The organism is Stieleria sedimenti (genome assembly GCF_025060895.1).
Taxonomy (GTDB): domain Bacteria; phylum Planctomycetota; class Planctomycetia; order Pirellulales; family Pirellulaceae; genus Stieleria; species Stieleria sedimenti.
On the sequence record NZ_JANZKV010000039.1, the window covers coordinates 95,168 to 121,147 of the forward strand.

The 25,980-nt window shown below is 60.4% G+C and carries 17 protein-coding genes; 6 read left to right on the forward strand and 11 right to left on the reverse strand.

Annotation, left to right across the window (positions count from 1 at the left end; genetic code table 11):
• Positions 1-2: 2 nt before the first annotated feature.
• The 3 genes from guaB to NZK35_RS06045 form a co-directional block, all read right to left on the reverse strand.
• Positions 3-1,487 (reverse strand): IMP dehydrogenase, encoded by a 1,485-nt coding sequence (gene guaB / locus NZK35_RS06035; protein WP_259631693.1) that lies wholly within the window; start codon positions 1,485-1,487, stop codon positions 3-5.
• A gap of 85 nt (positions 1,488-1,572) precedes the next feature.
• The gene (locus tag NZK35_RS06040) at positions 1,573-3,207 is read right to left on the reverse strand and encodes a prenyltransferase/squalene oxidase repeat-containing protein (protein WP_259631694.1); all 1,635 of its coding nucleotides are present in this window, start codon (positions 3,205-3,207) and stop codon (positions 1,573-1,575) included.
• A 223-nt stretch (positions 3,208-3,430) separates the two neighbouring features.
• Complete coding sequence (locus NZK35_RS06045) at positions 3,431-4,039, reverse strand: hypothetical protein (RefSeq protein ID WP_259631695.1); 609 nt, start codon at positions 4,037-4,039, stop codon at positions 3,431-3,433.
• Between the two features lie 73 nt (positions 4,040-4,112).
• On the opposite strand from NZK35_RS06045, the gene aroB reads away from it, so the two are divergent.
• Positions 4,113-5,228: a 3-dehydroquinate synthase gene (gene aroB, locus NZK35_RS06050; RefSeq protein WP_259631696.1), complete on the forward strand. Its 1,116-nt coding sequence runs from the start codon at positions 4,113-4,115 to the stop codon at positions 5,226-5,228.
• A gap of 101 nt (positions 5,229-5,329) precedes the next feature.
• Here the strand turns inward: aroB and NZK35_RS06055 are convergent, their stop codons facing one another.
• Positions 5,330-6,256, reverse strand: a complete 927-nt coding sequence (locus NZK35_RS06055; protein ID WP_259631697.1) for a fructosamine kinase family protein — start codon at positions 6,254-6,256, stop codon at positions 5,330-5,332.
• A gap of 430 nt (positions 6,257-6,686) precedes the next feature.
• Between NZK35_RS06055 and NZK35_RS06060 the strand changes: the two genes are divergently transcribed.
• Together NZK35_RS06060 and NZK35_RS06065 are read left to right on the forward strand one after the other, a co-directional pair.
• The gene (locus NZK35_RS06060) at positions 6,687-8,657 is read left to right on the forward strand and encodes a redoxin domain-containing protein (RefSeq protein WP_259631698.1); all 1,971 of its coding nucleotides are present in this window, start codon (positions 6,687-6,689) and stop codon (positions 8,655-8,657) included.
• A 228-nt stretch (positions 8,658-8,885) separates the two neighbouring features.
• Positions 8,886-9,458 carry an RNA polymerase sigma factor gene (locus NZK35_RS06065; RefSeq protein ID WP_259631699.1) on the forward strand — a complete coding sequence of 191 codons (573 nt, stop codon included), beginning with the start codon at positions 8,886-8,888 and terminating at the stop codon, positions 9,456-9,458.
• A gap of 241 nt (positions 9,459-9,699) precedes the next feature.
• On the opposite strand, the gene NZK35_RS06070 is transcribed toward NZK35_RS06065, so the two are convergent.
• The 4 genes from NZK35_RS06070 to NZK35_RS06085 form a co-directional block, all read right to left on the reverse strand.
• Positions 9,700-11,166: a DUF7133 domain-containing protein gene (locus NZK35_RS06070; protein WP_259631700.1), complete on the reverse strand. Its 1,467-nt coding sequence runs from the start codon at positions 11,164-11,166 to the stop codon at positions 9,700-9,702.
• 47 nt (positions 11,167-11,213) lie between these two features.
• A complete protein-coding gene (locus tag NZK35_RS06075) occupies positions 11,214-14,798 on the reverse strand; it encodes a family 16 glycoside hydrolase (RefSeq protein WP_259631701.1) in 3,585 nt (1,194 codons plus the stop codon).
• Between the two features lie 66 nt (positions 14,799-14,864).
• Positions 14,865-15,869, reverse strand: a complete 1,005-nt coding sequence (locus tag NZK35_RS06080) for a DUF1559 family PulG-like putative transporter (RefSeq protein WP_259631702.1) — start codon at positions 15,867-15,869, stop codon at positions 14,865-14,867.
• A 114-nt stretch (positions 15,870-15,983) separates the two neighbouring features.
• Positions 15,984-16,478 carry a cell division protein FtsH gene (locus NZK35_RS06085; RefSeq protein WP_259631703.1) on the reverse strand — a complete coding sequence of 165 codons (495 nt, stop codon included), beginning with the start codon at positions 16,476-16,478 and terminating at the stop codon, positions 15,984-15,986.
• A gap of 202 nt (positions 16,479-16,680) precedes the next feature.
• Here NZK35_RS06085 and NZK35_RS06090 point away from each other — a divergent pair, with 202 nt between their 5' ends.
• Both NZK35_RS06090 and NZK35_RS06095 read left to right on the forward strand, forming a co-directional pair.
• Positions 16,681-18,474 carry an adenylate/guanylate cyclase domain-containing protein gene (locus NZK35_RS06090; protein WP_259631704.1) on the forward strand — a complete coding sequence of 598 codons (1,794 nt, stop codon included), beginning with the start codon at positions 16,681-16,683 and terminating at the stop codon, positions 18,472-18,474.
• A 129-nt stretch (positions 18,475-18,603) separates the two neighbouring features.
• The gene (locus tag NZK35_RS06095; protein WP_259631705.1) at positions 18,604-19,677 is read left to right on the forward strand and encodes a DinB family protein; all 1,074 of its coding nucleotides are present in this window, start codon (positions 18,604-18,606) and stop codon (positions 19,675-19,677) included.
• 4 nt (positions 19,678-19,681) lie between these two features.
• Here NZK35_RS06095 and NZK35_RS06100 read toward each other — a convergent pair whose 3' ends face one another.
• Positions 19,682-20,509, reverse strand: a complete 828-nt coding sequence (locus NZK35_RS06100) for an alpha/beta hydrolase (protein ID WP_259631706.1) — start codon at positions 20,507-20,509, stop codon at positions 19,682-19,684.
• Positions 20,510-20,546: 37 nt separating this feature from the next.
• Entirely contained in the window at positions 20,547-22,025 is a 1,479-nt protein-coding gene (locus NZK35_RS06105) for a sulfatase family protein (protein WP_259631707.1), read from the reverse strand.
• Between the two features lie 302 nt (positions 22,026-22,327).
• On the opposite strand from NZK35_RS06105, the gene NZK35_RS06110 reads away from it, so the two are divergent.
• Positions 22,328-23,623 carry a hypothetical protein gene (locus NZK35_RS06110; RefSeq protein WP_259631708.1) on the forward strand — a complete coding sequence of 432 codons (1,296 nt, stop codon included), beginning with the start codon at positions 22,328-22,330 and terminating at the stop codon, positions 23,621-23,623.
• On the opposite strand, the gene NZK35_RS06115 is transcribed toward NZK35_RS06110, so the two are convergent.
• The gene (locus NZK35_RS06115; protein ID WP_259631709.1) at positions 23,609-25,615 is read right to left on the reverse strand and encodes a TolC family protein; all 2,007 of its coding nucleotides are present in this window, start codon (positions 25,613-25,615) and stop codon (positions 23,609-23,611) included. The two genes, NZK35_RS06110 and NZK35_RS06115, sit on opposite strands and share 15 nt — an antisense overlap.
• Between the last annotated feature and the right edge of the window lie 365 nt (positions 25,616-25,980).

Genomic DNA, 25,980 nt, shown 5'->3' on the forward strand with positions numbered 1-25,980 from the left:
GCCTAACTTTGGTCCGTCGAGTGGACGTCGGGGCTGTAGTTGGGCGCTTCTTGAGTGATCGCAATGTCATGCGGGTGGTTCTCCCTAACCGTCGCTGCGGAAACGCGAATGAATCGGCCATCGCGTTTCAATTCGTCGATCGTCCTGGTTCCTAAATATCCCATGCCCGCTCGCAAGCCGCCGACCAGTTGGTAGACGTAATCGCTAAGCGGACCTTTGTAGGGCACACGGCCTTCGACACCTTCGGGAACCAGTTTTCCTGCCTGGACCCCGGTTTGGCGATATCGATCGCTGCTGCCCTTGACCATCGCTCCCATCGATCCCATCCCGCGGTACGTTTTAAAGGTACGGCCTTGGTACAGGATGACTTTCCCAGGGCTTTCACTCAGTCCGGCAAACAGGCTGCCGATCATCACGGTGTTGGCCCCGGCAACGATTGCCTTGGTAATGTCACCGCTGAAGCGAACGCCGCCGTCGGCGATGACAGGTATGTTTTTCTGCTTGGCGACCGCGGTCGCCCGTAAGATCGCCGAGATTTGGGGCACGCCGACGCCGCTGATCACTCGCGTGGTGCAGATCGACCCGGGGCCGATTCCGACCTTGATCGCGTCCGCACCGGCATCAATCAGTGCCTGGGCTCCTTCTGCGGTCGCGACGTTCCCCGCGATCACATCGATGTCCCAGCCGGTCTGTGCCTTGATCTCTTTGACCGTCTCGACCACGTTTTTACTGTGGCCGTGAGCCGAATCGACGACCAACAAGTCTACGCCTTGTCGAATCAATTCCTCGGCACGCTCCAAATCACCCACCCCGATCGCCGCTCCGACCCGCAATCTGCCTTGCGGATCCTTACAGGCTCGGGGAAAACGCTTCATCATGTCGATGTCGCGGATGGTGATCAGGCCCGTTAGTTTTCTATCTTCGTCAATCAGCAAAAGTTTCTCGACTCTTTTTGCCGTTAAAATTCGCTCAGCTTCCTCAAGCGTTACATTCCCCGTCCCCGTCACCAGATTCTCACACGTCATGACTTCGGAAATTGGGAGGTCTGGGTTTTCTAGGAAGCGCAGGTCGCGACGGGTCAGGATTCCGGCCAGTCTGCGGTCCTTGTCCACGATGGGGATGCCCGAGACGTTGGCCTGGTCCATCAGCTCCGCGGCCCGGCTGACCTTTTCCCCCGGCTCGAGGGTGACGGGGTCGACGATGATGCCGTTGGCCGATCGCTTGACCTTCAAGACTTCTTTGGTCTGCAATTCGGTGGGCAGATTTTTGTGAATGATGCCCAACCCACCTTCTTTGGCCAGTCCGATCGCCATTTCGGCTTCGGTGACCGTGTCCATCGGAGACGACAGCAATGGGATTTGCAGGCGAATGCGCTGTGTCAGTTGGCTGCTGACATCGACTTCGCTGGGCACGACTTCGCTGTAGCGGGGTTCCAGCAGGACGTCATCGAAGGTGACTCCGGAGTAGCTGATTTTGTCTTCAAACATGCCAAACGTCCTGACCGAGCGAAGCTGCGAAACGGGAAAAGCTTGGCAGTATGACGAAGTCGGATCGCGAGCGGAAGTCGCCCAATTAGAGCGGGAATTCGTCTTCGGCGGCGGCTTCGGCGTACAGCGGCATGTGCCGGTAGTAGACTTCCAGGATCATTGTGGCGAAGGAGGTCAGGCACAATCGGCCGGCTTCGCTCATGTGGGGGGCCCCGTTGAAATACCAGCTTCCCTTGGCGCCTTTGGATTGATCTTGGGTTTCGACCAGCCAATCACGCAGCTCGGCGTTGAACTTGTCCCACTCCATTCCGCCGTGGTGGCGGAGCACCTGTGCGGCGTAGTAGTTGTAGTACAAGTCGGGTTTCTTGACGCCGATCTTGGTCAGGTGGGCGACGCCCTTTTTGATCCCGGGATGGTTCTTGTCCCAGCCGGTGTACATTCGGCACAGCAGTCCGACGGCGGTCGTCGCCGGACGCGGCGTGGCCGAGGGTTTGTTGTAGCCATAGATCGAACCGCCGTCACTGGAGACGCGATCGAGGAACAGCGTCGAGCCTTGGATCACGTTGGGCGGGATCATCAGGTGTCCCATGTGGCCGCTTTTGAGCGCCATCACTTGCCAGCCGACGACGGAGGTGTCACCGCCGCTGGAGTCTCGTTTTCCGTAGCGCCAGCCGCCGTCGCGGCACTGTGCCAGGGCGATAAAGTTGAGCGCCGCTTGGGCCGGGCCGGCCAAGTCAGGATCGCCGGTCATCGCATAGGCTTCGCACAGCGTGATCGCGGCCAGCCCGTGGTCGTACATGTTGCCGCCACCGGTGTAATCGATGTAGGGCAGGCCATTCTCTTTGCCGGGTTTGCCGTTTTGAATCAGAAACTTCAAACCGCCCATCACGACGTTTTTGAATTCGCCTTGCAGGTGCGTCTGGCCGGCTCCCATGAAGGGCAGCAGTGCGAGCGAGGTGGCGGCGTTGAGTTGTTTGGCGCGGCTGGCCTTGGTGCAGCCATTGCCGCAGGCGCCGCGACAGACCAATTCGTGTTGGAAGGTCCAAGCCCCCGCGGTCGGTCCGCTTTTGATCTGGTGCCGGGAGAACCATTTGAGCGCTTCGGTCACGGCCGCTTCACTGCTGTCGGTGCCGCCATACTTTCGCAGCAGTTTCTCCTTCATCTCGGAGCTTCGGCTGCCCATCGGCTTCATGCTCATCGCGTTCATCGACTGCAGCGTCGCCGCGGCCGGTGCCATTTCGGCGGCAAAGTCACTCATGTCCAACGGGACCGCGGCGATGTCCAGCACGGGCACTTCCATCGCGACCGGTTCGACCATTTCTACCGGGTCGGTGATTTCGACTTCTTCGGTTTCTTCTTCGGCTTCTTCAATCTCGCCGGGATCGAATTCCTCGATCGACAGTTCTTCGATCTCCGGCCCGTCGTCCCCTCCGCTGGACGCCGTCAACACGTTGACGATCTGGATCGGATCGGCGATCGAGACCAAGCCCAGGATCAACAGAATCAGCGCGTGGACCAACGTGCTCACGGCCCAGGCGGGCATCGCTTGGAAAAATAGAAAACGGTGATTGGTTCCGATCGCTTCCTCCTCGTCCTCGGATTCCTCCGCATCAACCAGATCCGCGTTCAGCACCTCATCCGTGATCGAACCCTCGTCGGTTTTCGGGCCCTTTGCGTCGGCGTCGCCTAATGCCTCATCGGGATTGGCTGCAGTGCTCACGAAAGCAATTCCTGAAGTCGTACGGGGGGGATAAATCGGAGAAGAACGGGGTTCACGGCGGCCAGAAATCGCCGGCTGTCTGCCCTTAAGTATAAGCGAAAGAGGGATAATCCGGCGCAACGGATCTCCACATTCTGCGAACGCAATCGCCGCGAGATTGTACCCACGGTCGGTTCGTACCCCATGAATGGGCTGAAATGGTTGGGTCGGCTAGTTCGGGGGGCTACGGGGCCTCAGCGGTTTTGTTTTCTCGCATCTCCACCCGCAACGGCTCGAAGTCGGCGATCCGTTTCAGGAAGGCCGGCAGCGCATTGCGAAACCGTTCGGCGAGTCGAACTTGCCGATTTCCGTCTTGTTTTCCGATCCAGCCCTGGTCCAAATCGATGATGACCTTGGCATCGGGAAACCGTTTCGCCTCGGGGTCGGAGAACCACAGCGTCATGCACGACGACTCGGCCAGACGCGACCGGACCGGTTCCTGCCGCACGGAATCCCAAACGTAGCTGCGGTCATCGAGCAGCAGGTGTCGGAGATGTCCGAGCCCGGGCATGCCGGTCAAACGCAGCGGTTCAACCTCCGACGCCGGCTGATCGGGCTGCGAAATCAGATGGATTTCGGCGGCCAGTTGAAACGCCTCGATCACCTCGGGCCCCCAGAACTGTGTGCTCTGCTCCAGCCGTGTCCGCCGTGCCCAAATGCTCAGTGCGGCCCCCCCGATCCCGAACAGCAAGACACCGATGCCGAGCAGGATCCCCCGCCGCGTGAACTCGACACGGGGGTCGTTGAACTTGTCGGCGTGTCGGTCGCTATGGTCGTCGGTTGGAGAGGTCATCGGTTAAACTGCCGGAAAATGATGGGGAGATCGAAATCGAATCGCTCGCCGAGTCCACTTGGATGACAACACAATGAATTCAGACCTTGCCACCGATCAGGGTGAAAGCACCGTTTTAGTCGACTTGGGTGATCGTAGTTATCCAATTCACATTTCCACAGGGGCAACCGGGCGGATTGCCGCGGCGTTTGAAAAAACACTCGGTGACACCAGCCACGCGCTGCTGATCCACGATGCCGCCGTCGAGCCCTGGGCGGTGGCTTTGGCCTCCCAAATCCGCAGTGATACCCTCCGTGTGGACGTGGCGTCGGTGGCCTCCGGCGAGCCCAGTAAATCGATCGCCCAGTACGAGCAACTGCTGGATTGGATGCTCGAGCGGGGCGCGGACCGACGCAGTGTGGTGATCGCCGTCGGCGGCGGAGTGATCGGAGATCTGGCCGGATTCGTCGCCGCCTCGTTCGCCCGTGGCATCCGTTTCGTGCAAGTCCCCACGACCTTGTTGGCGATGGTCGACAGCAGCGTCGGCGGCAAGACGGGGATCAACCTGTCGGGGGCAAAGAACATGGTCGGCGCGTTCTGGCAACCCGAGCTGGTTTGGATCGACACGCTGGCGATGAAGACCCTGCCCGACCGCAGCTACCTGAGCGGATTGGCCGAGGTCATCAAGTACGGCGTGATCGATGACGCCGCGTTTTTTGATTATCTGGAATCCAACGCGGCGGCGCTGGTCGATCGTGACCCCGATGTCTTGCGGTATGCGATTCAGCAGAGTTGTCTGTCCAAGGCACGTGTGGTCGGCGAAGACGAACGCGAAACCAGCGGCCGACGGGCGATCTTGAATTACGGACACACGTTCGCCCACGCCATCGAGGCCACCGCCGGCTACGGGACCTTACTGCACGGAGAAGCCGTCTCGATCGGAATGCAAATGGCCGCGTCGCTGGCGATCCAGTTGAACCTCTGCGAGCCCGGCGTGCTGGAACGCCAAACGCAGCTCTTGCAGGCCTGCCAGTTGCCGATCACCTTTCCCGCAGCCGACGTCGCAGCCATGCTGCCGGTGATGATGCGCGACAAGAAAGTTGCCCACGGCAAGTTGCGGTTCATTCTGCCGACCAAGATCGGACACGTCGAATTGGTCGGTGACGTCGATCCCGCCGAAGTCGAAACGGCGATCCGAACGCATCGTTGAGTGGATGATGGGGAATGGGGGTAGGAAGATTTTGGGGGTAGGAAGATGAGTGCATTTTGCCTCCAAGGATCAGAAACAATTTTCCTACCTCCAAAATTTTCTTACCTTAGAACCTCTGCTGCCGTTCGGCGGCAGGCACTCGCGTAAGACGACCCGAACAAATTCAAATGGTTCAGCTGGTGGTACAGCATGTAGATCGCCACACGCCGTCGCCAACCGTCCGCCATCGGCCACTCGTCTTGGTACGCCTGTTCGAATTCGCCAGGGCAGTTGCCAAACCACTTGATCATGCCCCACTCGGCCTCGCGGCATCCGCGGTACACGGCCGGGTCGATCAACACCGGTTGTCCCGCGTCGTCGAATAGGTAGTTCCCGCTCCACAGGTCACCGTGTAGCAGCGAGGTTTCGTCGCCGCGACCGGCCAACAGGTCGTCCATCTGGGCGATGATCCGTTCGCAGTCGGATTTCAAACGCGAATCGGCGAGGCCCTGGTCGGTGGCCCATTTGATCTGGAAACCGATTCGTCGGGTGGCGAAAAACTCCGCCCACGAGTCACAGGCCCCGTTGGGCTGCTTCGCCGACCCGAGGTAGTTGTCTTCGGTCCAACCGAAATGCTCGCCCGCGGTGGCTCGATGCAGTTTGGCCAATTGTCGCCCGAAATCGGAAAACCGTTGCGGCGACGATCCCGATGGATCGATGGGGATGTATTCGATTGCCAAAAACGCTTGATCGCCGACGACATCGACGGCCAGCACCTGGGGGACGCGGATCACGTCGGCTTCGGCTAATGCCTGCAATCCACGGAATTCACAGCGAAAATTCGAAACCATGTCCGCCGAATTCTGTTTGATCACAAGCCGAGTCGGTGGTTCGATCGGGCCGTGATCGGGGGATTTGTTCCAAGATTTCAGATTGTCACCGCGAATCGTCACGACCGACACCTCGCTGATGCATCCGCCACCGAGCGACCGCTGATCGACCACTTCCAACGACACGTCCAATAATTGGGAGAGCGACTCTGCGAGCATGATGCGAGTTGGAGGTTTCGGACAAAAAGAATGAAACCTAATGGTGTCCTGACCGGTATTCTAACCAGAGAGCTGTCAGCCGTTTGCCGCGAGGCTCACGCCCAATGCAACTTACTTAGACACCAATCGGGGTGTTTTTTGTTAGCGGCAGGGCGCGAGCCCTCCGGTCTTTCACGGTGTTTTCAGGCTGAAACCGGACGGCTTGCGGCCTGTCGATTTAAGCCCGCACGCGTTAGCAAGGGGCCACGCGGCGCCCCTCGCTCATGCGTCGGGCTGGCATGATCACGTTGATTTCGGAACATCGACTCAATCGACAGGCCGCTTGCGCCGTTCCGCTATCTCCTTTAGTGCCAAAGTCGGTGGCATTGGGCTCACGCCACCACGACCGACTTCCCCTATCCCCCCCTTGAACCGCCATTTCAGAATGAAGATGCAGCAACGTCAACCGAATGTAAACCTGATCGTGTCGGCCGCCTCGTGTTTCGGCCTGTTGGTCGGATCGTGGATCGCACCGGCGGCGGCTGACGAGCCCGTTGCCGCTTCGGCGTTCGGCACGCAACTGACTCGCATCGATCTGGACGACTATCGCGGCCGGCGGTGGCAGCTGGATGATTTTCAGTCCGATTCCATCCTGGTCGTCGCGTTTCTCGGCACCGAATGTCCGTTGGCCAAGCTCTACGCCGTGCGTTTGCAATCGATGCACGATGAGCTGTCTGGTGCCGGCGTTCGGATCATCGGCGTGATGAGCAACCGGCACGATTCCCTGCTGGATATCGGTTCGTTCGCCCAGCGACAAAACCTGACCTTTCCGATCGTTAAAGACGCCGGCGGGCGTTTGGCCGACCAACTCGCCGCCAAACGGACGCCGGAGGTGTTTGTGTTTGATGCCAAGCGACGGCTTCTCTATCGCGGCCGTGTCGATGACCAATATGGCATCGGCTATGTCCGTGACGAGCCGCGTCGCCACGATCTGCGTGCGGCGCTCGATGAGTTGATTGCCGGGGAACCGGTTTCGGTTCCCCGAACCGAGGCGGTGGGTTGCATCATCGGCCGAAAGAAGACGGTGCCCAGCGATGCGTCGGTGACCTATGGCGGTCAGGTCGCGGCGATCCTGAATCGCCACTGTGTCGAGTGTCATCGCGAGGGCGAGATCGCTCCGTTCGCGTTGACCGACTACGAAGAGGTCGCCGGCTGGGCGGACATGATTGCCGAAGTCGTACGTGATCAACGGATGCCGCCCTGGCACGCGGACCCCGACTACGGTCACTTTGCCAACGCCAGGCTGATGAGCGACGAAGAAAAACAGCTGCTCTATGATTGGGCCGAGGCCGGTGCGCCGGCCGGGGACTTGAGTGATCTGCCGGTGCCGCCGGCAAAGGTGGCCGGTTGGCAGTTGCCACGCGAGCCTGACTTGGTTTTTCACGTCAGCCCTGAACCGTTCGAGGTGCCCGCCGAAGGCGCCGTGCGTTACCAGTACTTTCGCGCCGATCCGAAACTGGATCGTGACGTTTGGATCGAAGCGGCTGAATTGAAGCCGGGCAACCGCAGCGTTGTTCATCATATCCTTGCGTTTGCTGTCCCCAAAGGACAACGCGGCGGCCTGGATGGCGCGCGAGGATTTTTGGTCGGTTATGTTCCCGGCGCCCGCGTCGAACCCTGGCCGGCCGGTCACGCCAAACGCCTTCCCGCCGGCAGCGAATTGATCTTTCAGGTGCATTACACGCCGATCGGAACGGTGGCGATCGATCAAAGTGAATTGGGAATTTGTATCGTCGATGACGCCTCGGTCACGCACGAGATCGTGACGACCAGTGCGGTCCAGACCAGGTTTGCGATTCCGCCGGGAAAGGCCGATCATCCGGTCGCCGCCTCAAGTCTCAAGTTTCCCGCCGGCGCGAAATTGTTGAGCATGAGTCCGCACATGCATGTCCGCGGCAAATCGTTTGAGTACACGATTGAATCCAGCGGCGAGCGTGTGCTGTCGATCCCGCAATACGATTTCAACTGGCAAACCACCTATGTGCTCGAGCAGCCCTTGCCGCTGAAGGAAGGCGACCGGATGCTCTGCCACGCGGTGTTTGATAACAGTGAAGACAACCTGAACAATCCCGATCCGACGAAGACGGTGACGTGGGGGGATCAGACGTGGGACGAGATGATGATCGGCTATTATCATCTGTCCGTCCCGCGCGACGGCGAGGCTTCTGGCCCCACGCAGGCCGAACTTCGTCGTGCCGCGGTCGAGCGCGCCGTTCGTTTGGCGACGTTTGATCGGATCGACCGCGACAAGGATGGCAAGCTGACCAAGGCACAGACGCCGCGAAATCTTCACAAGGTCTTTGAGGAGTTGGACGCCGATGGCGATGGAGTCCTGACCCGTCAAGAAGCCGAAACGAAGTGATCCCAGTGGCTCGTTCTTGACGATTCACCGATTTTGGTGAAATGACAATCTTCGCTGGTCGATCGGTCAGCTTGCCGCGTGATTGGCGGCGGGGCCTGCGGAAAAGCAATTCCCGTCGGGGGGGCGGATCACAGGCACGGTCCGGGCGTTTACAATTCGGCAGGGTCGTTTGTCGTCAGCGACCCCACGATCCTGGGTTTAGCAGCAACGAAAAGTGGAATCGGCCGATTGGGCGTTCAGCGAGAATTTGAAGAGTCCGAACTGATCGATCGGGCACTCGCAGGTGACCGTTCGGCGTTTGCCGAATTGGTGCGTCAGAACCAAGACCGTTTGTTCGCCTCGATGTTGCAAGTGACCGGTTCGCCCGAAGAGGCCGAAGAAGCGTCGCAAGAAGCTTTCATTCGCGCGTTCGTCAAGCTGGACACGTTCCAACGCAATAGTCAGTTCTTCACATGGGTCTATCGGATCGCGTTCAACAGCGCGCTGACGCTGCGGCGAAAAAAGAAAGCCCGCGTCTCGCTCGATCAGCTTCGTGAAGACAACGGGATGGAAATGGGCGGCGATGACGAAGGCGTCGACGAGCCGATGTTGCGTGACGAACGCGTGTCCCTGGTCCGCCGCGCGATCGATACCTTGACCGAAGAGCATCGAAAGATCTTGGTGCTCCGCGAGATGGATGAGTTTGCCTACGAAGAGATCGCCGAAATCCTGGAGATCTCGATCGGGACCGTCCGCAGTCGCCTCAGCCGGGCGCGACGCCAATTGAAACTTGCGATCGAGTCGATCGAAAAAAACGAGTGACGACTGCCAGCGGGACGCGTGAGCGGGGCGCGTAGGTGTTTCGGTCACGCGCCACTGGCTGACGGCCAATGCCATCGACTGGGACGCCAAGCGGGGTGTTTTTTGTTAGCGGTAGGGCGCGAGCCCTCCGGTCTTTCACGGTGTTTTTGAAACGCCACCGGACGGCTCGCGCCGTTCCGCTAACAACCTTAGAGCCAAAGTAGCTGGCATTGGGCTGACGCCACGTGCTGGGATCGCAATGCTACTTCACCAAGTAGCTGGCGGTGTAATACGCCTGGGGATGCAGGAGCGGTTGTCCCGCGGCGTTCTTGATCTTGTCGCACAGGAACTCGTGGACGTGTCCCCGTTGCAGGCCAGCGACGACCAGCCGCACTTTCATGCGGTCTTCGGAAGCGGTCGCCGATCGAATCGTCGGTTGCGTGTGGTCGACTTCGGGACTGCCGTACTGCGAGCGATACTCGTACGTGTAGGTTTGCAGTTGATAGGTCGCCGGGTCGGTCACCGAATCGGGGTCCACCGGCTCGGTGAATTCGAGTTCAAAGCCGTCGGGTTGTAAGCGGATGGCGAGGATTTCAAAGGGCGTCTTGCCCGTCCAGTCCAACCGCTCGATGGCAAACGGCCGCGTGCCGACCGATCCCCAACCGCGGTTCGTGCCGCCCACAAACAGCGAACCATTGGGCGTCATTTCGACTCCCACGTTCCCCGACGCGAACCCGGAACGAAACGGAAAGCAAACGCCTTGCACGTGTCCGTCGACTTCTTCCAAGAACACCCGCATGATGGTGCTGGCCGATTGGTCGGCGACGAACAGCTGGTTTTGAAACGGGCCGAACTTGCCGCCGGTGGTGTCGCAGGCGATGCCCGAGGCGCTTTTTCCCATCTTGTTGTACGGAAACAGAACCGTCGGCATGTCCAATTCGGGGATCCGATCGGCTTCGATGTGCAGTCGCGAACCGCTCTCCGGTTCGACCGGCTTCGGCCCCATCGTCGATTCGGCATCGGCGTACCATTTGAATCCACCGGGGTGTCCGACGAATTTTCCTTGCCGCAGCGGTTTCAGCGCACAGGTTCCATTCCACGGACCCTGGTTGTCGGTGTAGTACCAGCGTCCTTGGGCATCGGCGGCGATACCGGCCGGTGAACGCACGCCGCTGGTCATCGGCACTGTTTCCCCGTCGGGCGTGATCTTCATCGCCCAGCCGCGAAAGGGAACGTCACTGTTGAACGATCCGGTCAGACACAGCGTGACGGCCATGTTGCCGTCTTTGTCAAATTTGGATCCGAAGGCGTACTCGTGATAATCGGTGGACACGCCCCAGCCGTCGGCGACGGTTTCAAAAACGTCCGCCGCGCCGTCGCCGTTTTCATCGCGCATCCGAGTGACTTCACAGCGCTGGGTCGCGTACAACCAGCCCTCGCGCCAGGCCAGGCTGAGCGGTTCGTGCAACCCGCGCGCGAAAAACGAAAACTGATCGGGGCCGACCGTTTCCGCGAGCGGATCGGCGATCCGAAAGATGTCGCCGCGTCGGCTGCAAACCGCCATCGAACCGTCCGGCATCAACTGAAAACCGCAAGCCTCGATGACTTCACCGATCGGGGTCTCGAAGGTCGTGATGGTGTAGTAGTCGGATTCTTTGGCCGATTGTGCCGACGCAATCGTCGTCACCGAAAGCAACGCGGCAATGGCCAGTGGAAGAAGAAACTTCATGGAGAGAACGGGTCGGTTGGTGAGGGGTGGGTTGAAGGCGGGGCGTTTTACCACTGGATGATCTGCGTGACGGTGACGGTGTTTTTCGCCGGCAACGGGGCGCGTAATTCGCTACGGCCGTCGACCGTAACGATCTGGCACTCGGCACCGTCGATGGACAGTTTGAGCGGCCCAACCCGGTACAGGTCGTCGCCGGTGGTCTCAATCGTGGCCGCCTGGGCGATCCGCCAGATCCATCCCCGTGACCGATCGTCGGCGGAACGCGTGATGGTCAGTTGTCGCTCGAATCCGCCGGGGCCGAGTGGTCGAATCGAATCGGTCACTTGGGCGTCGTCGATGGAATACAGGAACGTCGGGTTGCCGCCTTCATCGAGTCGGTAGCCGCCGAACCGATAGCCGAGTTCGCGACCCGATTCATCGGGCCAGGTCATGTCGATCGAATCACCGCGTGCCAACGGTGTCCAGGGTTCGAGTGGATTGATCGAGTCGCCGGCCGGGGTGGTGCGGCCCTGTCCGCGTCCGGTCCAGTGCCGAGCCGCATCGATGAACTCGTGCTTCCAAACCGAATTCAATCCCATGCGTTCGGCGTCCCAGATCAAGTTGACTTCGCCGGGAAAACCGACGGCGATGCCGCGACCGGACACGCCTTCGAAAAAATTGCGATAAATCCGCGGGCGTTCACTGGCCGCCAACAGGATCGCGCCGACCCTCAGTCCGGTCGGTTCTTTGGCGGATGTCCCGGCGGCCAAATAGGACCACATTGCGGCGACTTGTTTGTCCGGATCACCGTCGTACAGACTGGTGAACGAACTCTTGCCTTCGGGAAAACTGTTGGGCATCCGCGTGCCCGGCCGGTACTTCGTCGGGTCTTGCAGGTAGCGGTTGAACCAATCGGCTCGCAGGCGTTTGGGCATCGCCAACAGATCGATCACACCGATCCCGCCGCCTTTGACGTCGTTGTAAGCGTGGCACTTGATGCAGGAAAGTCCGGTGGCTCCGACGAGTTTCCGTCCGTTGTTGATCTTGGCATGGCCCGCCGACTCAGACGGCGCGAGGTCGGTGTCGCCGGAGTCCTGTCGATCCAATCGCACCAGACTCTGGTGCAGCAGATCCAAGTTGCCTGCGCCGAAGCCTGGCATGCGGGTCAGCATGTAGGAGCGTTCGTTGGCTCCGGCGGCAAACAGATCGGTCAGGTAGTCCGACGTCAACTTGTCGCCGACTCCATCGAGCGGCGGCGGCAAGCGACTCTCCCAGCCCATTTCGGCCGTCGTGGTTTGGAACGACGCATCGCGTGCGACTTCGGGACCACCGAACTCACCGCGTTGATGACAGGCGTAACAGTTCAGCCCGGCCATCGTCAAATGCACGAGGTCGGCGTCGGTGATCGAATAGGCCGCTGATTGAACCTTCTTTCGCAGCCCGATCGCGTGCTGGATCGCCAGCCGTTGCCGCGGTGACAGGTGGAAATCGACCGCGGGTCTGGAGACCGAGTTGGCGAGGCATCCACGGTCCGTTCGAACGTCGGCCAGTTTTGGGGCTCGGCTGGCAGCGGGACGTGTCGATTGAAATTCATGGCACGAGGCGCATCCGACCGACTGGAACAGTTGTCGGCCCGTTTCGACGGAGTTCGGATCCGGGCGGAACGCGCTGGCCAACAACGGACCGGAGTCTTCTTTGCCGTCGGTGATGACTTCGCGAAGTGGTACGCGGCCGAGCAAGGGGTCCTCGACAAACGCTTCCAATCCGACGCCTCCGCTATTGTTGAACCATTCGATTCGCAGGGGATAGGTTCCCGCGGCCAGTTCAAAGGTGGCGCGTTTGGTCACGACCGGATGGATCCCATCGTTATCGAGTTGGTGGGGGCCGATGATCAGTCGCGAGCCGTCGTCGCTGGCGATCGAGAACTGGTACGGACCGGCCGCGGCGATCCGAATCTGTGACTCGAACACCATCGCGGTGTGCAACGGATCGCCGTCGTGTTTGAGTTCCAGGTCCGAAACCAAATCTTCCGAGACGGGAGTCAAGGCGTCAAAATCGGGCAGCCGTTCCCACTGGCCTTTGTAAATTCGGCGACGGAACTTGGCATCGTTTGCCCGCTCGGTGACCTTGCGGGTGAGATAGCTGGCGATCGCGAAGGCGTCGCCCATCGAGCCGACCAACGAAGGCATGCGGGCGCCTTTGCGGATGGCATGGGGCTGGGCGATCAGTTTGGCAAGTGAGTCGACGGTGTACTTCACATCGAGCTGACCGAGCGGAACGGTCGTGGCCATCGGCGTCTTGGTGCCGTCAAAGGCGGCGTGGCAGGCGACGCAGCCGACGCTGTGATAAAGCGTTTTGCCGCGTTTGACGGCGCTCGGTTTGGCGGGGCGATCGGTGAGATCCGAGGACGTGTCGGCCAACAACAGGTAACTTGCAATCGAGGATGCGGCGGAGTGACGTTGCTGGGCGTTGAGTCCCAACCAGGGATCGGGCATCGTCGTCCCGGTCTTCGTCTTGTGGGGATCGGCGGTCATGTCGACCAGGGCATCGGGACGCAGTCGCTGGCGCACGTCCGACAATACGGGGCCTTTCTTGATCGGCAACACCCCTTCGGCACCTTCGTGGCACGAGATGCAACCGAGCGTGCTGATCAACAGTTCGCCGCCGAGACCTTGGGGATCCTCGCGGCCGGCGAAGAACCGTTCGAAGCCGGGAACGATCGGCCGAGTCGCTTCACGAGCCGCGTCGCGTGGGACCAACCAGATGTTGCGAAACCGGACCGGGTTGCCGTGGTCCTGCAACACGATCGGTCCGTCGTCGGGGCCTTCGCGGAACTTTGCCGCGGTGGTGCTGTTGGGAACGGCGACATCGTTTTGCACGGTGATGCCGTTGAGCCGAACCGTCATTCGCGCGTCGGAGATTTTGGTTTTCCCCTGGTACCGCGCGGCGGTGAAATCGACGTCGTAGGTTTGCCATTGCATGGGCGGCAAACAGGCGTTGAAGTCGGGGGCCTTCACACCGTAAATGCCACCCGTTTCGTTCGCCGCGCCGGAGAGGCCAAACGAATCGAGAATCTGGGTCTCGTAGCGTCCCTGGTGGTACACGCCGCTGTTGCCGCGTGCCTGGCCGCTGGCCTCGGGCATCCAAGGCGTGCGGAATTCAAGGTGCAGTGTGTAGTCGCGAAACGTCTGTTTGGTTTCGGTGCCTTGTTGCAGCAGCCCCTCCTCGGACAGGACTCCGCCGTTCCATTGGGCCAGCGATTCCTGGGATCCATCGAACAAGACGATGGCGTCCGGCGGTGGCGTGGCGCCGAGCGAAGGCGGTGTCCGCTCCACGCGTTTTAGTTCCAAGGATTCGGCCAAGTCCGCGACCGTGTCTTCGTCGCCGTCCAAACGGCGTGGCGGGTTGCCCGCGCCGGTGATCCGATCGAGTGCGACGTCGTAGACGATGATTTCGAACTCACCCTCGCCCACCGCAAGGACCTGCATGCTGCGGTTTTCGCCGGAATATTCACCCTGGACGGTGAAGTCGGGGTCGGTCCGGTGGTCCTGGGACGACGTGGGGTTCTGGGATCGGGCCGGCAAGATGCTGACGGCAAAAAGACAAACGAGTGTCACGCAGGAAGACGCAGGACGCGAAGACGCAAAACGCATGGACGGTCGACGGTGGGAAGATGATCGAAGGCGGGACTGGATTGCGTCACAGCATACACGAACCGATCAATGATGGTACGGGATGATCTCGCGGCCGTTGACCGACGCTTGAGCGCGATGAATCTCTAAATCCAAGTTGTAGTCCATCAGCGTGACGCGTCCGTCGGCGAATGCCACATTCCAACCGCTATGGTGCGTGGCACCGAAATCATGGCATTCCAAACAATTGGCCCGCGAGTCCATTTTGGGCGATCGTGCCGCATAGCGGACATACGAATGGGAGGAGATGGGGACATTGTGGTAGCCCGCGATCGGAGAGCGGTCACCGAACCCGTCTCCGGTCTCCAACTTGTTCAGGTCCATCGCCTTCTCGCCGACCAGGTAGGTGTTGCTCAGCCCGTCGAAGATGGTGTTGAACCGCGTCCGCTGGCCGAGCACCCAGATGCCGTCGTGGGTCAACTTGATCGCGGGTGCTTCACGGCTGTTGGGGGTGGCGCTGTGATCGATGACGGCCGAGCCGCCGTTCATCGCGTAATCGTTGCGCGCCCCGGCGTCGCCGTAACGAAGGCTGTACGGTTCGAGCAGCGGGTACGGCTCGGCATCGCGGCGCGAGGGGCAATGCAACGTTTCGACGGGAACCCGGACCAGCGACTGAATCCGATCCGACGGCGTCACGGCCATTGATCGAGCCAGCGGTTGGATCTTTGTCGCCAGCTGTGGTTCTTCCAGATAAAGCAACACCTGTGTGATCCACGTCCCCCCGCCCAGATTCGTTCGAAAACGATTCTCCCGCTGGGTGATCAGAAAGCCGGGACGCTCACCCCCGTAGCCCGGTAACGATTTGAACGCCGATTCGTAATTGTGGCACGCCAAGGCCACTTGTTTCAGCCGATTCTGGCACTGCACCACGCGGGCGGCTTCGCGAGCCGCCTGGACGGCGGGCAACAGCAAGCCGACCAAGATCCCGATGATCGCGATCACCACCAGCAGCTCGACCAGGGTAAAGGCGTGGCGGGACGCGGTGCTGCGTCTCGGGCAGGGCAGAAAATGTATGGGATCAGAAGCCGGCATCGCAACAAACCTCACCGAGTACGGCTGACGAGCGTCTCACGAAGAGGCCTTCGTTATAGGCGATCGGTCCGCCGCTTGGCAAAACCTTTTTGAGGTTTGGCATGTTTCCGGCGTTCAGGTTCGGATCCAAAACGACAGGGTGTCGGCCAGTTGTTCACCGTCGAGGTACTCGTGCGCGAGCAATTCGTCGGAGACCGCGGCGATCGCCGCCCAGCACAGATCGTCGCTCAGGTGGTGGTGCAACCACACCAGGATCGTTTCCAAAAGTTTCGTGCGCCGACTCGGGTCCCGGATCAATGATTCGCTACGTTGCCAAGCCCATGCCCAATCGTGTTGCCAAGGACCGAAGGTGGCGGGGTGACGTTTTTCACCGCGATAGATCATCTCGGCGACCGGACCGGCGAGAATGGTCAGCACTTCACGTTGAACTTGCCAGTCGCTGTCCGCGTCGACACGTCCCCAATTGACGTGGCAGTCACCGAACCGTTCCGGCAGCCAATCGTCGGCTTCACCGTCTAGCCCGACCGATTCGATTTCCCCGCCCAGGACATAGCCCACGACCGCATGGCCCGCTTCGTGGTAGGCGGTCAACGTCTCGTCGTCGTGCATGGGAGGGATGGGCGATGGCGGGGAAATGGGGCAGGAAAATGCCGTTACCTCAAATCTCAAATCTCAAATCAGCAACTTGGAACTTGGAACTTGGAACTTGGAACTTGGAACTTGGAACTTGGAACTTGGAACTTGGAACTTGGAACTTGGAACTTGGAACTTGGAACTTGGAACTTGGAACTCAAACCGATACCTTACTCGCATGGCTGATTTGATTGCACAGGGACCGCAGAATTATCATCGCTGGCGTCGGGAGATCCCCGATGCGGCGACGTGTAACGATTTGGTGATCGGTCGCAGCGATGCGGATTGGAATGTGCCTTGGGATCCGATGATTTCGCGTGCCCATGTCCGACTGATTCCGCAGGCCGATGAGCGAATCGAGATCATGGCTGTCCCATCGGCCCGCAATCCGGTCTATCACCAGGGGCGTCACGCGGTTCGTTTTGTGTTGGTTCCCGGGGACCACTTTGTGATCGGCAAGACGACGTTCACTTTGGCGGCGGCGACGAGCAGCCGTTCGCCGGAGCGACTTCGGGATCCGGCCGGTGACGATGGAATGGACGTCACCGAAAACGTGTTCGACCACGTGGCGCTGCGTCGCAAGCACTTTCGCGATGTCAACGCACGGATCGATGTGCTGACGCGGCTACCGGACTTGATTGCCAGCAGCGACAGCGATCAAGAGTTGCTCGTCCGCGTGACGAGTGTCTTGCTGCAATCGACGCCGTCGGCCGAAGCCGTTTCGATTTTGTCCGCTGCGGAATTGAAGACCGATCCGGACGCCTCGATCGAAGTGTTGCACTATGACAACCGCAGCGCGACGCTGGGCGGTTCACCGATCAGCCGACGACTGGTCAAGCGTTCGATCGAAAAGCGGGAAAGCATCTTGAACGTTTGGGCCGGGGGAGATTCCCAGTACACCACCAGTGCCTTCACGGCGCGGGAAGACGTGGATTGGGCGTACTGCGTCCCGCTGAGAACCGAGGCCTGTCGCGGTTGGGTGATCTACATCACGGGGAAACTTCCCGACGCCGGCGTGACCGGCTCGGGGAAGCCGGTGGACGTTTCCGAGCAACTTCACGATGACGTCAAGTTTGCCGAACTGGTCGGAACCACGATGGCCAGTCTGCAACAGAGTCGACAGTTGCAGCGTCGGCAGGCGGCGATGCGTAACTTTTTTGCGCCGGTCGTGATGCGTGCGCTCGCCAGCGGCGACACCGCCAGGGTGCTGAAACCTCGCGAGGCCGACTTGACGGTCATGTTTTGTGATCTCCGCGGGTTTTCACGACGCAGCGAACAAGACTCGCAAAACCTATTGCAGTTGTTGTCCGACGTCAGCGACGCGCTGGGAGTGATGACCAAGCACATCCTCGGTTATGACGGCGTGATCGGAGACTTTCATGGGGATGCGGCGATGGGGTTTTGGGGATGGCCGCTGGCACAAGAGCAATCTGTTCTCCAAGCGGCCAGCGCCGCGTTGGCGATCCAAGCCGAATACCATCATTCGGACCTGGGATTCCGTTGTGGGATCGGGTTGGCACACGGTCGCGCCGTCGCCGGCCAGATCGGTACCAAGGACCAGGTCAAGGTGACCGCGTTCGGGCCCGTCGTGAATCTTTCCAGTCGACTGGAATCGATGTCCAAGCGATTCGGGGCCGAGATCATCCTGGACGAAGCGACGCGGGCAGGGTTGTTGGCATCGGGGCAACACCAATTCAAACTGCGCCGATTGGCCAAGGTCCGTCCCGCCGGGTTCGCGTCACCGGTGGAAATCTCGGAATTGATCGGAGAGGCGGCGATCGCGACACACCAGGTCACCGATGCGTTGATCGCCGATTACGAAGCCGCGCTGGATCTGTTTTGCGCCAGTGATCTGGACGCGGCGTTGAAGCAATTTCGTTCCCTGCCGACCTGGGACGGACCGACACAGATGATGGTCAAACAGATTCTCTCGGGGGACAGCGACGGCGAGGTGATCGAGCTGCCGAAATGATCGCGTGATCATCCGCCAGATCGCGAATCCATTCAGTCGGGTGGTCGTCAGCGCATTCTGTTGTCAAGTTACGCGGCGAGGCGTGCCGACAATCACGCCGGATTTTTATCACTTTGCCACCGCCGCGAAATGACTGCCTACGAATTGATTGACGATCTGTTTGCCTACAACCGCTGGGCCAACGCGAAAATCGCCACGCTCTGCGAGGGGCTGCGTGATGCACAACTCGACGCAAAACGCGAAATCGGTTTTGGCACGCTACGCGGCACCCTGTTTCACCTGTTGACGGCCGAGCGAGTCTGGATGGAGCGCTGGACGGGAGCCCCGTGGCGGCCGTTTCCGACCGACCCCGACGGCATGTCGTTGGACGAGTTTTCCGCCGGATTGGCGGAGGTTGCCGCACAGCGGCGGTCGCTGATCGAAATTCATCGCGCCACGCGCTGGCGTGAACCGATCACGTATCAGGACAGTAAGAAGACCGAGTTCACGCACTCGCTTTTTGATCTGCTGCTTCACGTCGCCAACCATGGCGTTCACCATCGCGCCCAAGCCCTGTACTTCTTGAAACAATTCGATCGCACGGTTCCCGCCGGTCTGGATTACATCTTTTATCGTTTGGCGGCCACGACGGTTGAGCAGTCGCCCGAATCCGTCCAGCAGTTGCAAGCGTTCGGGTTGGAGGTGGCGACGATTCAGACGCCGGATCCCCGTTACGATGCCGCCTTGATCGAACGGCTGTTCCAGTACCAGGACTGGGCGAACACCGAAATCCTGTCCTTCTGTGACACCGTCGAAGTCGCCGCGCTTGATCGCGATTTTCAGATGGGATGCGGGTCGATTCGGAAGTCGTTGCTGCACCTGATGAATGCCGATCGTTGGTGGCTGGAGAACTGGAACGGCCGCCGGCAAGCGTTTCCCCAATCCGCACCTGACACACCATTGGTGGCGATCCGAAAGGCCTGGGCAAAAGTCGCCAAGCAGCGCAACGAGTTCCTGGCCGGCGTCGATTCGACCGTCGCGATGGACGTCGTCACGATCGAACCCGACGGACCTCCGACGGGATTTCGCGTTGGCGAATCGGCACTGCACCTGGCGCTGCACGGAACACACCACCGAGCCCAAGTGATCAACATGTTACGACGCTCCGGGGGACGCATCCGAAATCTTGACATGCTGTATTGGCCTGGGCTCTCGTCACGCTGACGCGTCAACGACTGGACTGCTGCCACAGCCAATCGATCGCCCGGCCGATTTCGTTTTCGTGTTCGTCCGTTGCAATCCCGTCGTGGTCTAAGCCCTCCATGACCACCAACCGTTTCGGTCCCGGCAACGCGTCAAACACTTCCATTTGCAAGGACGGTGGAACCAATTGATCCCGCTCGGATTGCAGCATCACCGTCGGGACATGGGCCAGCGGCGCCGTCAGCGAAAGATTCATCTCCGCCGGAACGCTCTCGGCGATCGCGTCGGTCAGATGCCCCAACGGATAACGTCGCGCGACGCGTTTGACGGTTTGGATCAGCGGTGGCGGATTGCGCAGAATCAACCCCTCGATCTGCACGTTTGTTTGTGAGGCCACATAGGTTGCCGTCGCACAACCGAGCGAATTGCCGATCAACCAAATCCGTGGACGTCGGGCCGGCAAACCGCAAGTGACCAGGGACCAAAATCGCGACGCGCGGCGGGCGATATTGGCCAGCGTGGGGCGACCGCTGGTGGCGCCATAACCGGGCGCGTTCCAGGTGCAAATCTTGACCGTCGATTCGGGAAGGAATCGGCACGGCCAATCCGACGCGCGCTCGGCACGGCCCGCCGTCCCGGGAAATTTCAGGATCATCAAGTCCAGCGGTTGATGATCGGGCGACAACTCGGCGGTCGTTCCATCGCCCCGCGAACGGCGATACTCAACAAAATACTCGTCGGTGACACGATCGACGGTCACCAGCACCCGTTCCTTGGGCGCATAGACCAACTCGTTTCGCGACGGACGCAAAACGAAACGATCCAGCAGATGGCGACGGAACGAACGAATCATGCCAGCATCTTGGTCGTCGCGTCGGCCGTTGTCTAGCTCACATCGGGCCGGGCGCGTTGATCCGGTCGGCCGAACGGTCCTCCCCCGGCGTCGTCGCGCCCTCGGCATCGATCGAGTCCTTGCCGAGCGGTTTGCCGGTTTCCCGATCGAACGTGTCCGGTGAAAGTTTTTCCGGCACGCTGTCCCCGGTCGCATCCATCCACTCGTCCAGCACCGCCAACAGCTGCGTTTGGGTTTCCGCGTGTGCAGGCTGCGCCGCCAAGTTGTTCAACTGATGGGGGTCGGTCTTGACGTTGTACAGTTCCACGCTCGGGCGCGGTGTCAAGAACACGTCGGCTTGGGCGTCGCTCAACTGGCCCGACGCGCGGAGGGCACGTAGTTGTTGGTGCGAATCGCTGCGGACTGAGTCCGCCGGACCCTGCCATGCCAGGTAGGGCCGTTGGTTGAAGATCAGCAAATGGTCCCCGTCGCGCACGCTGCGGCCAAACGCCTCGTAATCGTGCCAGTTGTGTTCCGAAAACGCATACCGGCGAATCGAGGCCGAGGCTTGTTCGAACAACGGCAACATCGATGCACCTTGCATCGTCTCGGGGGTCTGGCAGCCCGTTGCGGACAGCACCGTCGGCGCCAAGTCGATCACACTGACCAATTGATCGCTGGCGCCGGTCCACTTGATTCCCTTCGGCCAATGGGCCACCAGAGCCGTCTTCATTCCGGAATCGTGCAGCCGGGTTTTGGCGCGTGGGAACGGCCGCCCGTTGTCGGCCAAAACGTAGATCAGTGTGTCGTCCAATACTCCTTGGCGACGAAGCTCGTCGACGACGACGCCGATGCGAACGTCGAATCGGGTGACTTCGTTGTAGTACGACGCCAGGTCCTGACGCGTCTTGGGGTCATCGGACAAAAACGGCGGCACCACCACATCCTCGGGACGGTGTTTCGGTCCGTACTCGTCCGGCTTCCATTGTTGATCGGCGTCCCAGCCGCGGTGCGCGTCATAGGACGCAAACCAAAAGAAGAACGGTTGGTCTTTGGGTCGCTGCCGCGTCACGCTCAACCAATTCGCCGAACCACTCGTGTCCCCTTTCGTCTTGCCCGTATCGACGTGGTCAAACGCATCCGGCCGCGGCGACTGGCCTTGGCCCGGCGCGGTCGATTTCATGTGGTGCTTGCCCGACAGTGCCGTGTAGTACCCGGACTGTTTCAAGATTTCCGGAAACCATGGCAAGTGCGACGAGATCGGCTGGTGCAGTTCCGCGGCCTTGCCATTGTTGTGTGGGTAACGCCCCGTGATGATGCTGCTGCGCGAGGGGCTGCAACTGCTGGCGGTCAAGTAGGCACGATCGAAACGGATGCCAGCGTCGGCGAGCGCGTCGATGTTCGGCGTGCGGGCGGCAGGATTGCCATAACATCCATAGTCATTCCAACTGACGTCATCGGCGATAAACAAAACGACGTTGGGCCGATCCGCGGCCAGCGACAGTGAGGCGTGAAGCAGTGCGATGCAAGCGAACAAGAGTCGTACGCTGCACCGAAATAAGTTTGATAGCATTTTCAGCCTGTTGGCAAACAGTGAAAAAAGGGATTCAAATGGCTCCCTAGCTTAATCGGTGCTCGAAATCGATGTGTCGCGCGATAAGATTTTGCCAGGCCGATTCCAGGGGTACGGAAACGGGGACGGCGCAGTAAAAGGCCAGGCTGTAACTTGCGGAACGAAGCACCTGACACTGAGCCCACGGATGGCAGCGCGAACCCACGGATTTTTTGCACCCTCAGTTTCAACGTTGACGAAGCACTCGCGGCGGGGGAGTCACGCGGATGATGGAAACCCTTGACGATCGTTTACAGCGGCGTTTGCAGCGGTTTGAAATCAACGCCGAACTGACGGCGACGGCCGGTGTGGACGCGCTGCGTGGGCGGACCTGGCTGGCGCTGACGTCCAGCCACCTCGGCACGTCGACGCGGCTGCATGCCGAGGTGTGTCGTTACATCAGCCGATCGATGATCGAGGCCCGGCAAGCCGGGCAGGTGTTGTTGGTCGCGGCGGGATCGGCGATCGAATCCTGGGCGGTCCGCGCTGCGGATCTTTTTTCGGTGCCGGTGATCGGTGTGTTCGTCAATGATTCGGTGACGTCGGATCGGTCGGCGGGACGACAGCGGCGGATCGAGGTTCGCGGCGACCGAACGCTCAGTCGCGATTGGGTCGTCGTCGCCTTGGCCGATCGTGTGGATTGTGTGTTCACCCGCCGCAAGGGCAACGTCGAACGGTCGTTGCGACTGCGTCTAGATCAAGAGCATCGGCCCACCGTTCGCGTCGCCGTCCACGACGGTTCGGTCGACAAGTCCGCTCAACGCGCGGCGCGAGACTTGATGGGGTGTGGTGCCGTCGGCTGGTACTGTCGTCCGAGCGTGAGCGAATGTGTGTCCGGTCAGGGGAGCCGCGATTCGGAGTGCGGTGCCACGAGTCGTCTCGCGGCGGCGTGTCGATCCTCGCAATGGGCAACGACGCGAGGCCAGTGGCTGGTTCATTGCACGCGGATCAGCCAAGGTCCCTGGCCGGGGCAAACCGACCGACAACACCGCGACGGTTTGTTGTTGGGCGACACCACGTTGGCAACCATCGCCAAACGCACTCCGTTGGACTCCTTGCAGCGAATCGTTCGCATGCGTCGCGTGGTCGGATCGGCGGTCGCGAGCGATCGGTCCTGGCCGGTGGTTTGTTTTTCCGAGGAGTCGCTTGAGCGGTTGCTTTCTCGGCGAAGTTATCGTCCGCATCTGCACCGCTGGGATTACGAGCCGTATGGCATTGCGATCCGCAAGTCGGCGGCGATCGCCGCGGGGGCCCGGCCGGTGATCTACGGCAGTGCCGAGCAACGAAAGACGATCGCGGAAATCGAGCGGTACCGATTTCAATCCGTCGGCAAGACGTACGATTGGACACGGGAACGTGAATGGCGGTTTGCCGGCGATGTCGATTTGGACCGATTGGATCGCCGTGACGTGCGGGTCTTTGTCGCCGACCCGACAGATGTCAGCCGTGTCGCCGGGCATTTCGACGTCAGCGTCGTGGGCCAGTTTGTTCAATCAGCGGGACGCCCCTCAACGCATGCCTGAGATTCGATACCAAGGTTGTTCGTGATCGACTTGATCGGCGTTGTTTTGGCGGGTGGCAGGTGTCCGCGGTTCAGTAGCTTGCATTTCGCTGATGTACGACGGTAGCGTGTCGGATTCTGGTTGCGGTTTGTCCGAGTCCGGTTCGGGTTGATGCGTCTGCGTGACAGGTACGTTTTCCAAGTCGGTTGGACAGACCTCGATCGGTCGGGATTCCATCAACGTTCCGGTCGCGCGTTTGAAGTTGAAAATCGACAGCTTGAAGGTCAGTTGCGACTGCAGGTACTCGAATTCGGCGTCCGCCAGTGCGTCCTGAGCGATCAGCAGATTTTCCAGGGCCAAGCTGGCGGTGACGTCTTCACCGGGCAGTTGCTGCCAACGTTTGGTCAGCGCATTGAGTTGGGCGGCGCGGGCCTGCATGGCGTGCTGCTTGGTCGACAGTTCGGTCTGGGAAGTCCTGCATTCACGAGCGGCGACTTCGACTTCGAATCGGACGGTTTCCAATGTGGTCGCGTACTGATTGCGGAGTTGCCGGATTTCTAATTGCCGGCGTCGATGTCGGGCGTTGGCGGCGCGGTTAAGTATCGGGAGTTCGTACTCCAGCCCAAATCCATAGCTGGGTCGGCCGGTGTCAAACTGATTCGCCCAAGCGTCGAAGGCTTGCCCCTGGCCTTCCAAACCGCTCAGGTAGAAATTGGTGACCAGATCCAGCACCGGCAACAGTTCGTGCTTGGCCATTTGTAAACGAACCGCAGCCGCTTTGATGTTCTTGATCGCTTGTTTCAGTTCCGGTCGTTTTTGGAATGCGATGGTGATCGATTCATCCAGCTCGACCGGCAGGCTTTCGAAAACCGGCATGTCGATCGGGATGATCTCGACGTCGCAAAGGGACGGGTCGTTGACGAGCGAGCGGAGTCGTGACTCGGCGTTCTTGACCGCGGCGCGGGCGCGGACCAATTCGCTGGCGCGTGATTTCAACGTCGCTTCTGCGCTGATGATCTGCGTCAGCCGGGCGTCGACTTCGCGTCGTTGGTTCAGTCGGTCAAAGACGTCTTTGCCGCGGATGTACGAGTTGATTTTTTGGTACAAAACCGCTCGTTCGAGAAACAATGCCCAGTAGGATCTGGCGACTTCCAGCAGGTGGGATTGAAGTTGGCGTTGGACTTCGTCTTCGGCGACGTTCTTGTCGATCTGGGCCAGCACCACCAGGCTTTCGTTGTACTGGCGTCCGCGGCCGCGCATCAGCGGTTGCGTGAAGGACAAGTTCAACCGCGCCGTGCCTTGCGGGTCGGGCACGAAGAACTGGGAGTTGTTGTCTTGGAACCCGAGCCGTTGAAACAGTTCCAAGTCGGCACCGGACCGCGTCCGTCGACGCAAACCCGCCCGCGCGCTCAAGCGATGGTCTTCGAAGAATTGGACGTCGCCACCGGCGGTCAGTGAATTCCCGATCGGGTCGGTGGTGTCGTCCCAGCGGGCCTCGGTGAACGCGGTCCAGTCGAAGGCGGCGTCGGCCTCGATGATGGTGGTCTCGCGGATCAATGGCAAGTCGCGAAAGACTTGGATCTGTCTGGAATGCTCCAACGCACGGAGCAACGTGTCGTCCAAGGTCAGCCCCGCCGACGAATCTTCCGGGCGGATCGGTTGCGAAACCAGGGGTTGCCACCAGCCGGGGTCGAAGGTGGCGTCGGCTGATTGAACCCCGTCGGCTTCGATGTGCTGATGGACGTGTCGAAGCGTCTGGTCGTCCGCCACCGAATCCGTCGTCACCGATGCAGCCGGTTGCGCTGCCGTTGAGACGACCGGATGAGCTGCCGCCGGGGAGGACTGCGCGGTGAGATCGATGGGGGCACAGGAGACGGTGATCGCGACGAACGAAAATCGCGCGAGCGCCGAAACGTCCACGTTCCATTGCTTCTTGTGAGCCGGCGCGGTGGGCGCACGACCGCACATCGTCAATCCTTGACGAAGTGAAAACATCAGGTTGATTCTGTTCATGTGGGGCAAGTGAACGCATCCGGCGCGCGATCATCGATCATCGATCATCGATCATCGATCATCGATCGGCGGCGGCTGGCGGAATGCCCGTGTGGGGAGGGCAACGATTCCGATGTTGAGGGTTTTCGGTCACGCCGGGCGGTGGACTTCACGAGCCAACACTCAGATCGCCGTTTGAGGTCGCGCCGGCAGCGTTTTGTGACAGATGTTCATGCCGGTACGTTCGTGCGTGTTGCGACGGTCGCCGCCCGGATGCCGGGTGACGGCAGCAGCCATGGAAAACGGGTCAGGGACGAGTTTTGTTAGCGACAGGGCGCGAGCCCTTCGGTCTTCCACGCTGAAACTGGACGGCTCGCGGGCTGTCG

What these genes read in the sequence shown, in the direction of transcription:
- aroB (WP_259631696.1), top strand. Translation starts at nt 4,113, where the DNA reads ATGAATTCAGACCTTGCCACCGATCAGGGTGAAAGCACCGTTTTAGTC.
- NZK35_RS06115 (WP_259631709.1), bottom strand. Translation starts at nt 25,615, where the DNA reads ATGAACAGAATCAACCTGATGTTTTCACTTCGTCAAGGATTGACGATG.
- NZK35_RS06095 (WP_259631705.1), top strand. Translation starts at nt 18,604, where the DNA reads ATGACTGCCTACGAATTGATTGACGATCTGTTTGCCTACAACCGCTGG.
- NZK35_RS06060 (WP_259631698.1), top strand. Translation starts at nt 6,687, where the DNA reads ATGCAGCAACGTCAACCGAATGTAAACCTGATCGTGTCGGCCGCCTCG.
- NZK35_RS06055 (WP_259631697.1), bottom strand. Translation starts at nt 6,256, where the DNA reads ATGCTCGCAGAGTCGCTCTCCCAATTATTGGACGTGTCGTTGGAAGTG.
- NZK35_RS06080 (WP_259631702.1), bottom strand. Translation starts at nt 15,869, where the DNA reads ATGCCGGCTTCTGATCCCATACATTTTCTGCCCTGCCCGAGACGCAGC.
- NZK35_RS06110 (WP_259631708.1), top strand. Translation starts at nt 22,328, where the DNA reads ATGATGGAAACCCTTGACGATCGTTTACAGCGGCGTTTGCAGCGGTTT.
- NZK35_RS06045 (WP_259631695.1), bottom strand. Translation starts at nt 4,039, where the DNA reads ATGACCTCTCCAACCGACGACCATAGCGACCGACACGCCGACAAGTTC.
- NZK35_RS06100 (WP_259631706.1), bottom strand. Translation starts at nt 20,509, where the DNA reads ATGATTCGTTCGTTCCGTCGCCATCTGCTGGATCGTTTCGTTTTGCGT.
- NZK35_RS06085 (WP_259631703.1), bottom strand. Translation starts at nt 16,478, where the DNA reads ATGCACGACGACGAGACGTTGACCGCCTACCACGAAGCGGGCCATGCG.
- NZK35_RS06075 (WP_259631701.1), bottom strand. Translation starts at nt 14,798, where the DNA reads ATGCGTTTTGCGTCTTCGCGTCCTGCGTCTTCCTGCGTGACACTCGTT.
- NZK35_RS06070 (WP_259631700.1), bottom strand. Translation starts at nt 11,166, where the DNA reads ATGAAGTTTCTTCTTCCACTGGCCATTGCCGCGTTGCTTTCGGTGACG.
- NZK35_RS06090 (WP_259631704.1), top strand. Translation starts at nt 16,681, where the DNA reads ATGGCTGATTTGATTGCACAGGGACCGCAGAATTATCATCGCTGGCGT.
- guaB (WP_259631693.1), bottom strand. Translation starts at nt 1,487, where the DNA reads ATGTTTGAAGACAAAATCAGCTACTCCGGAGTCACCTTCGATGACGTC.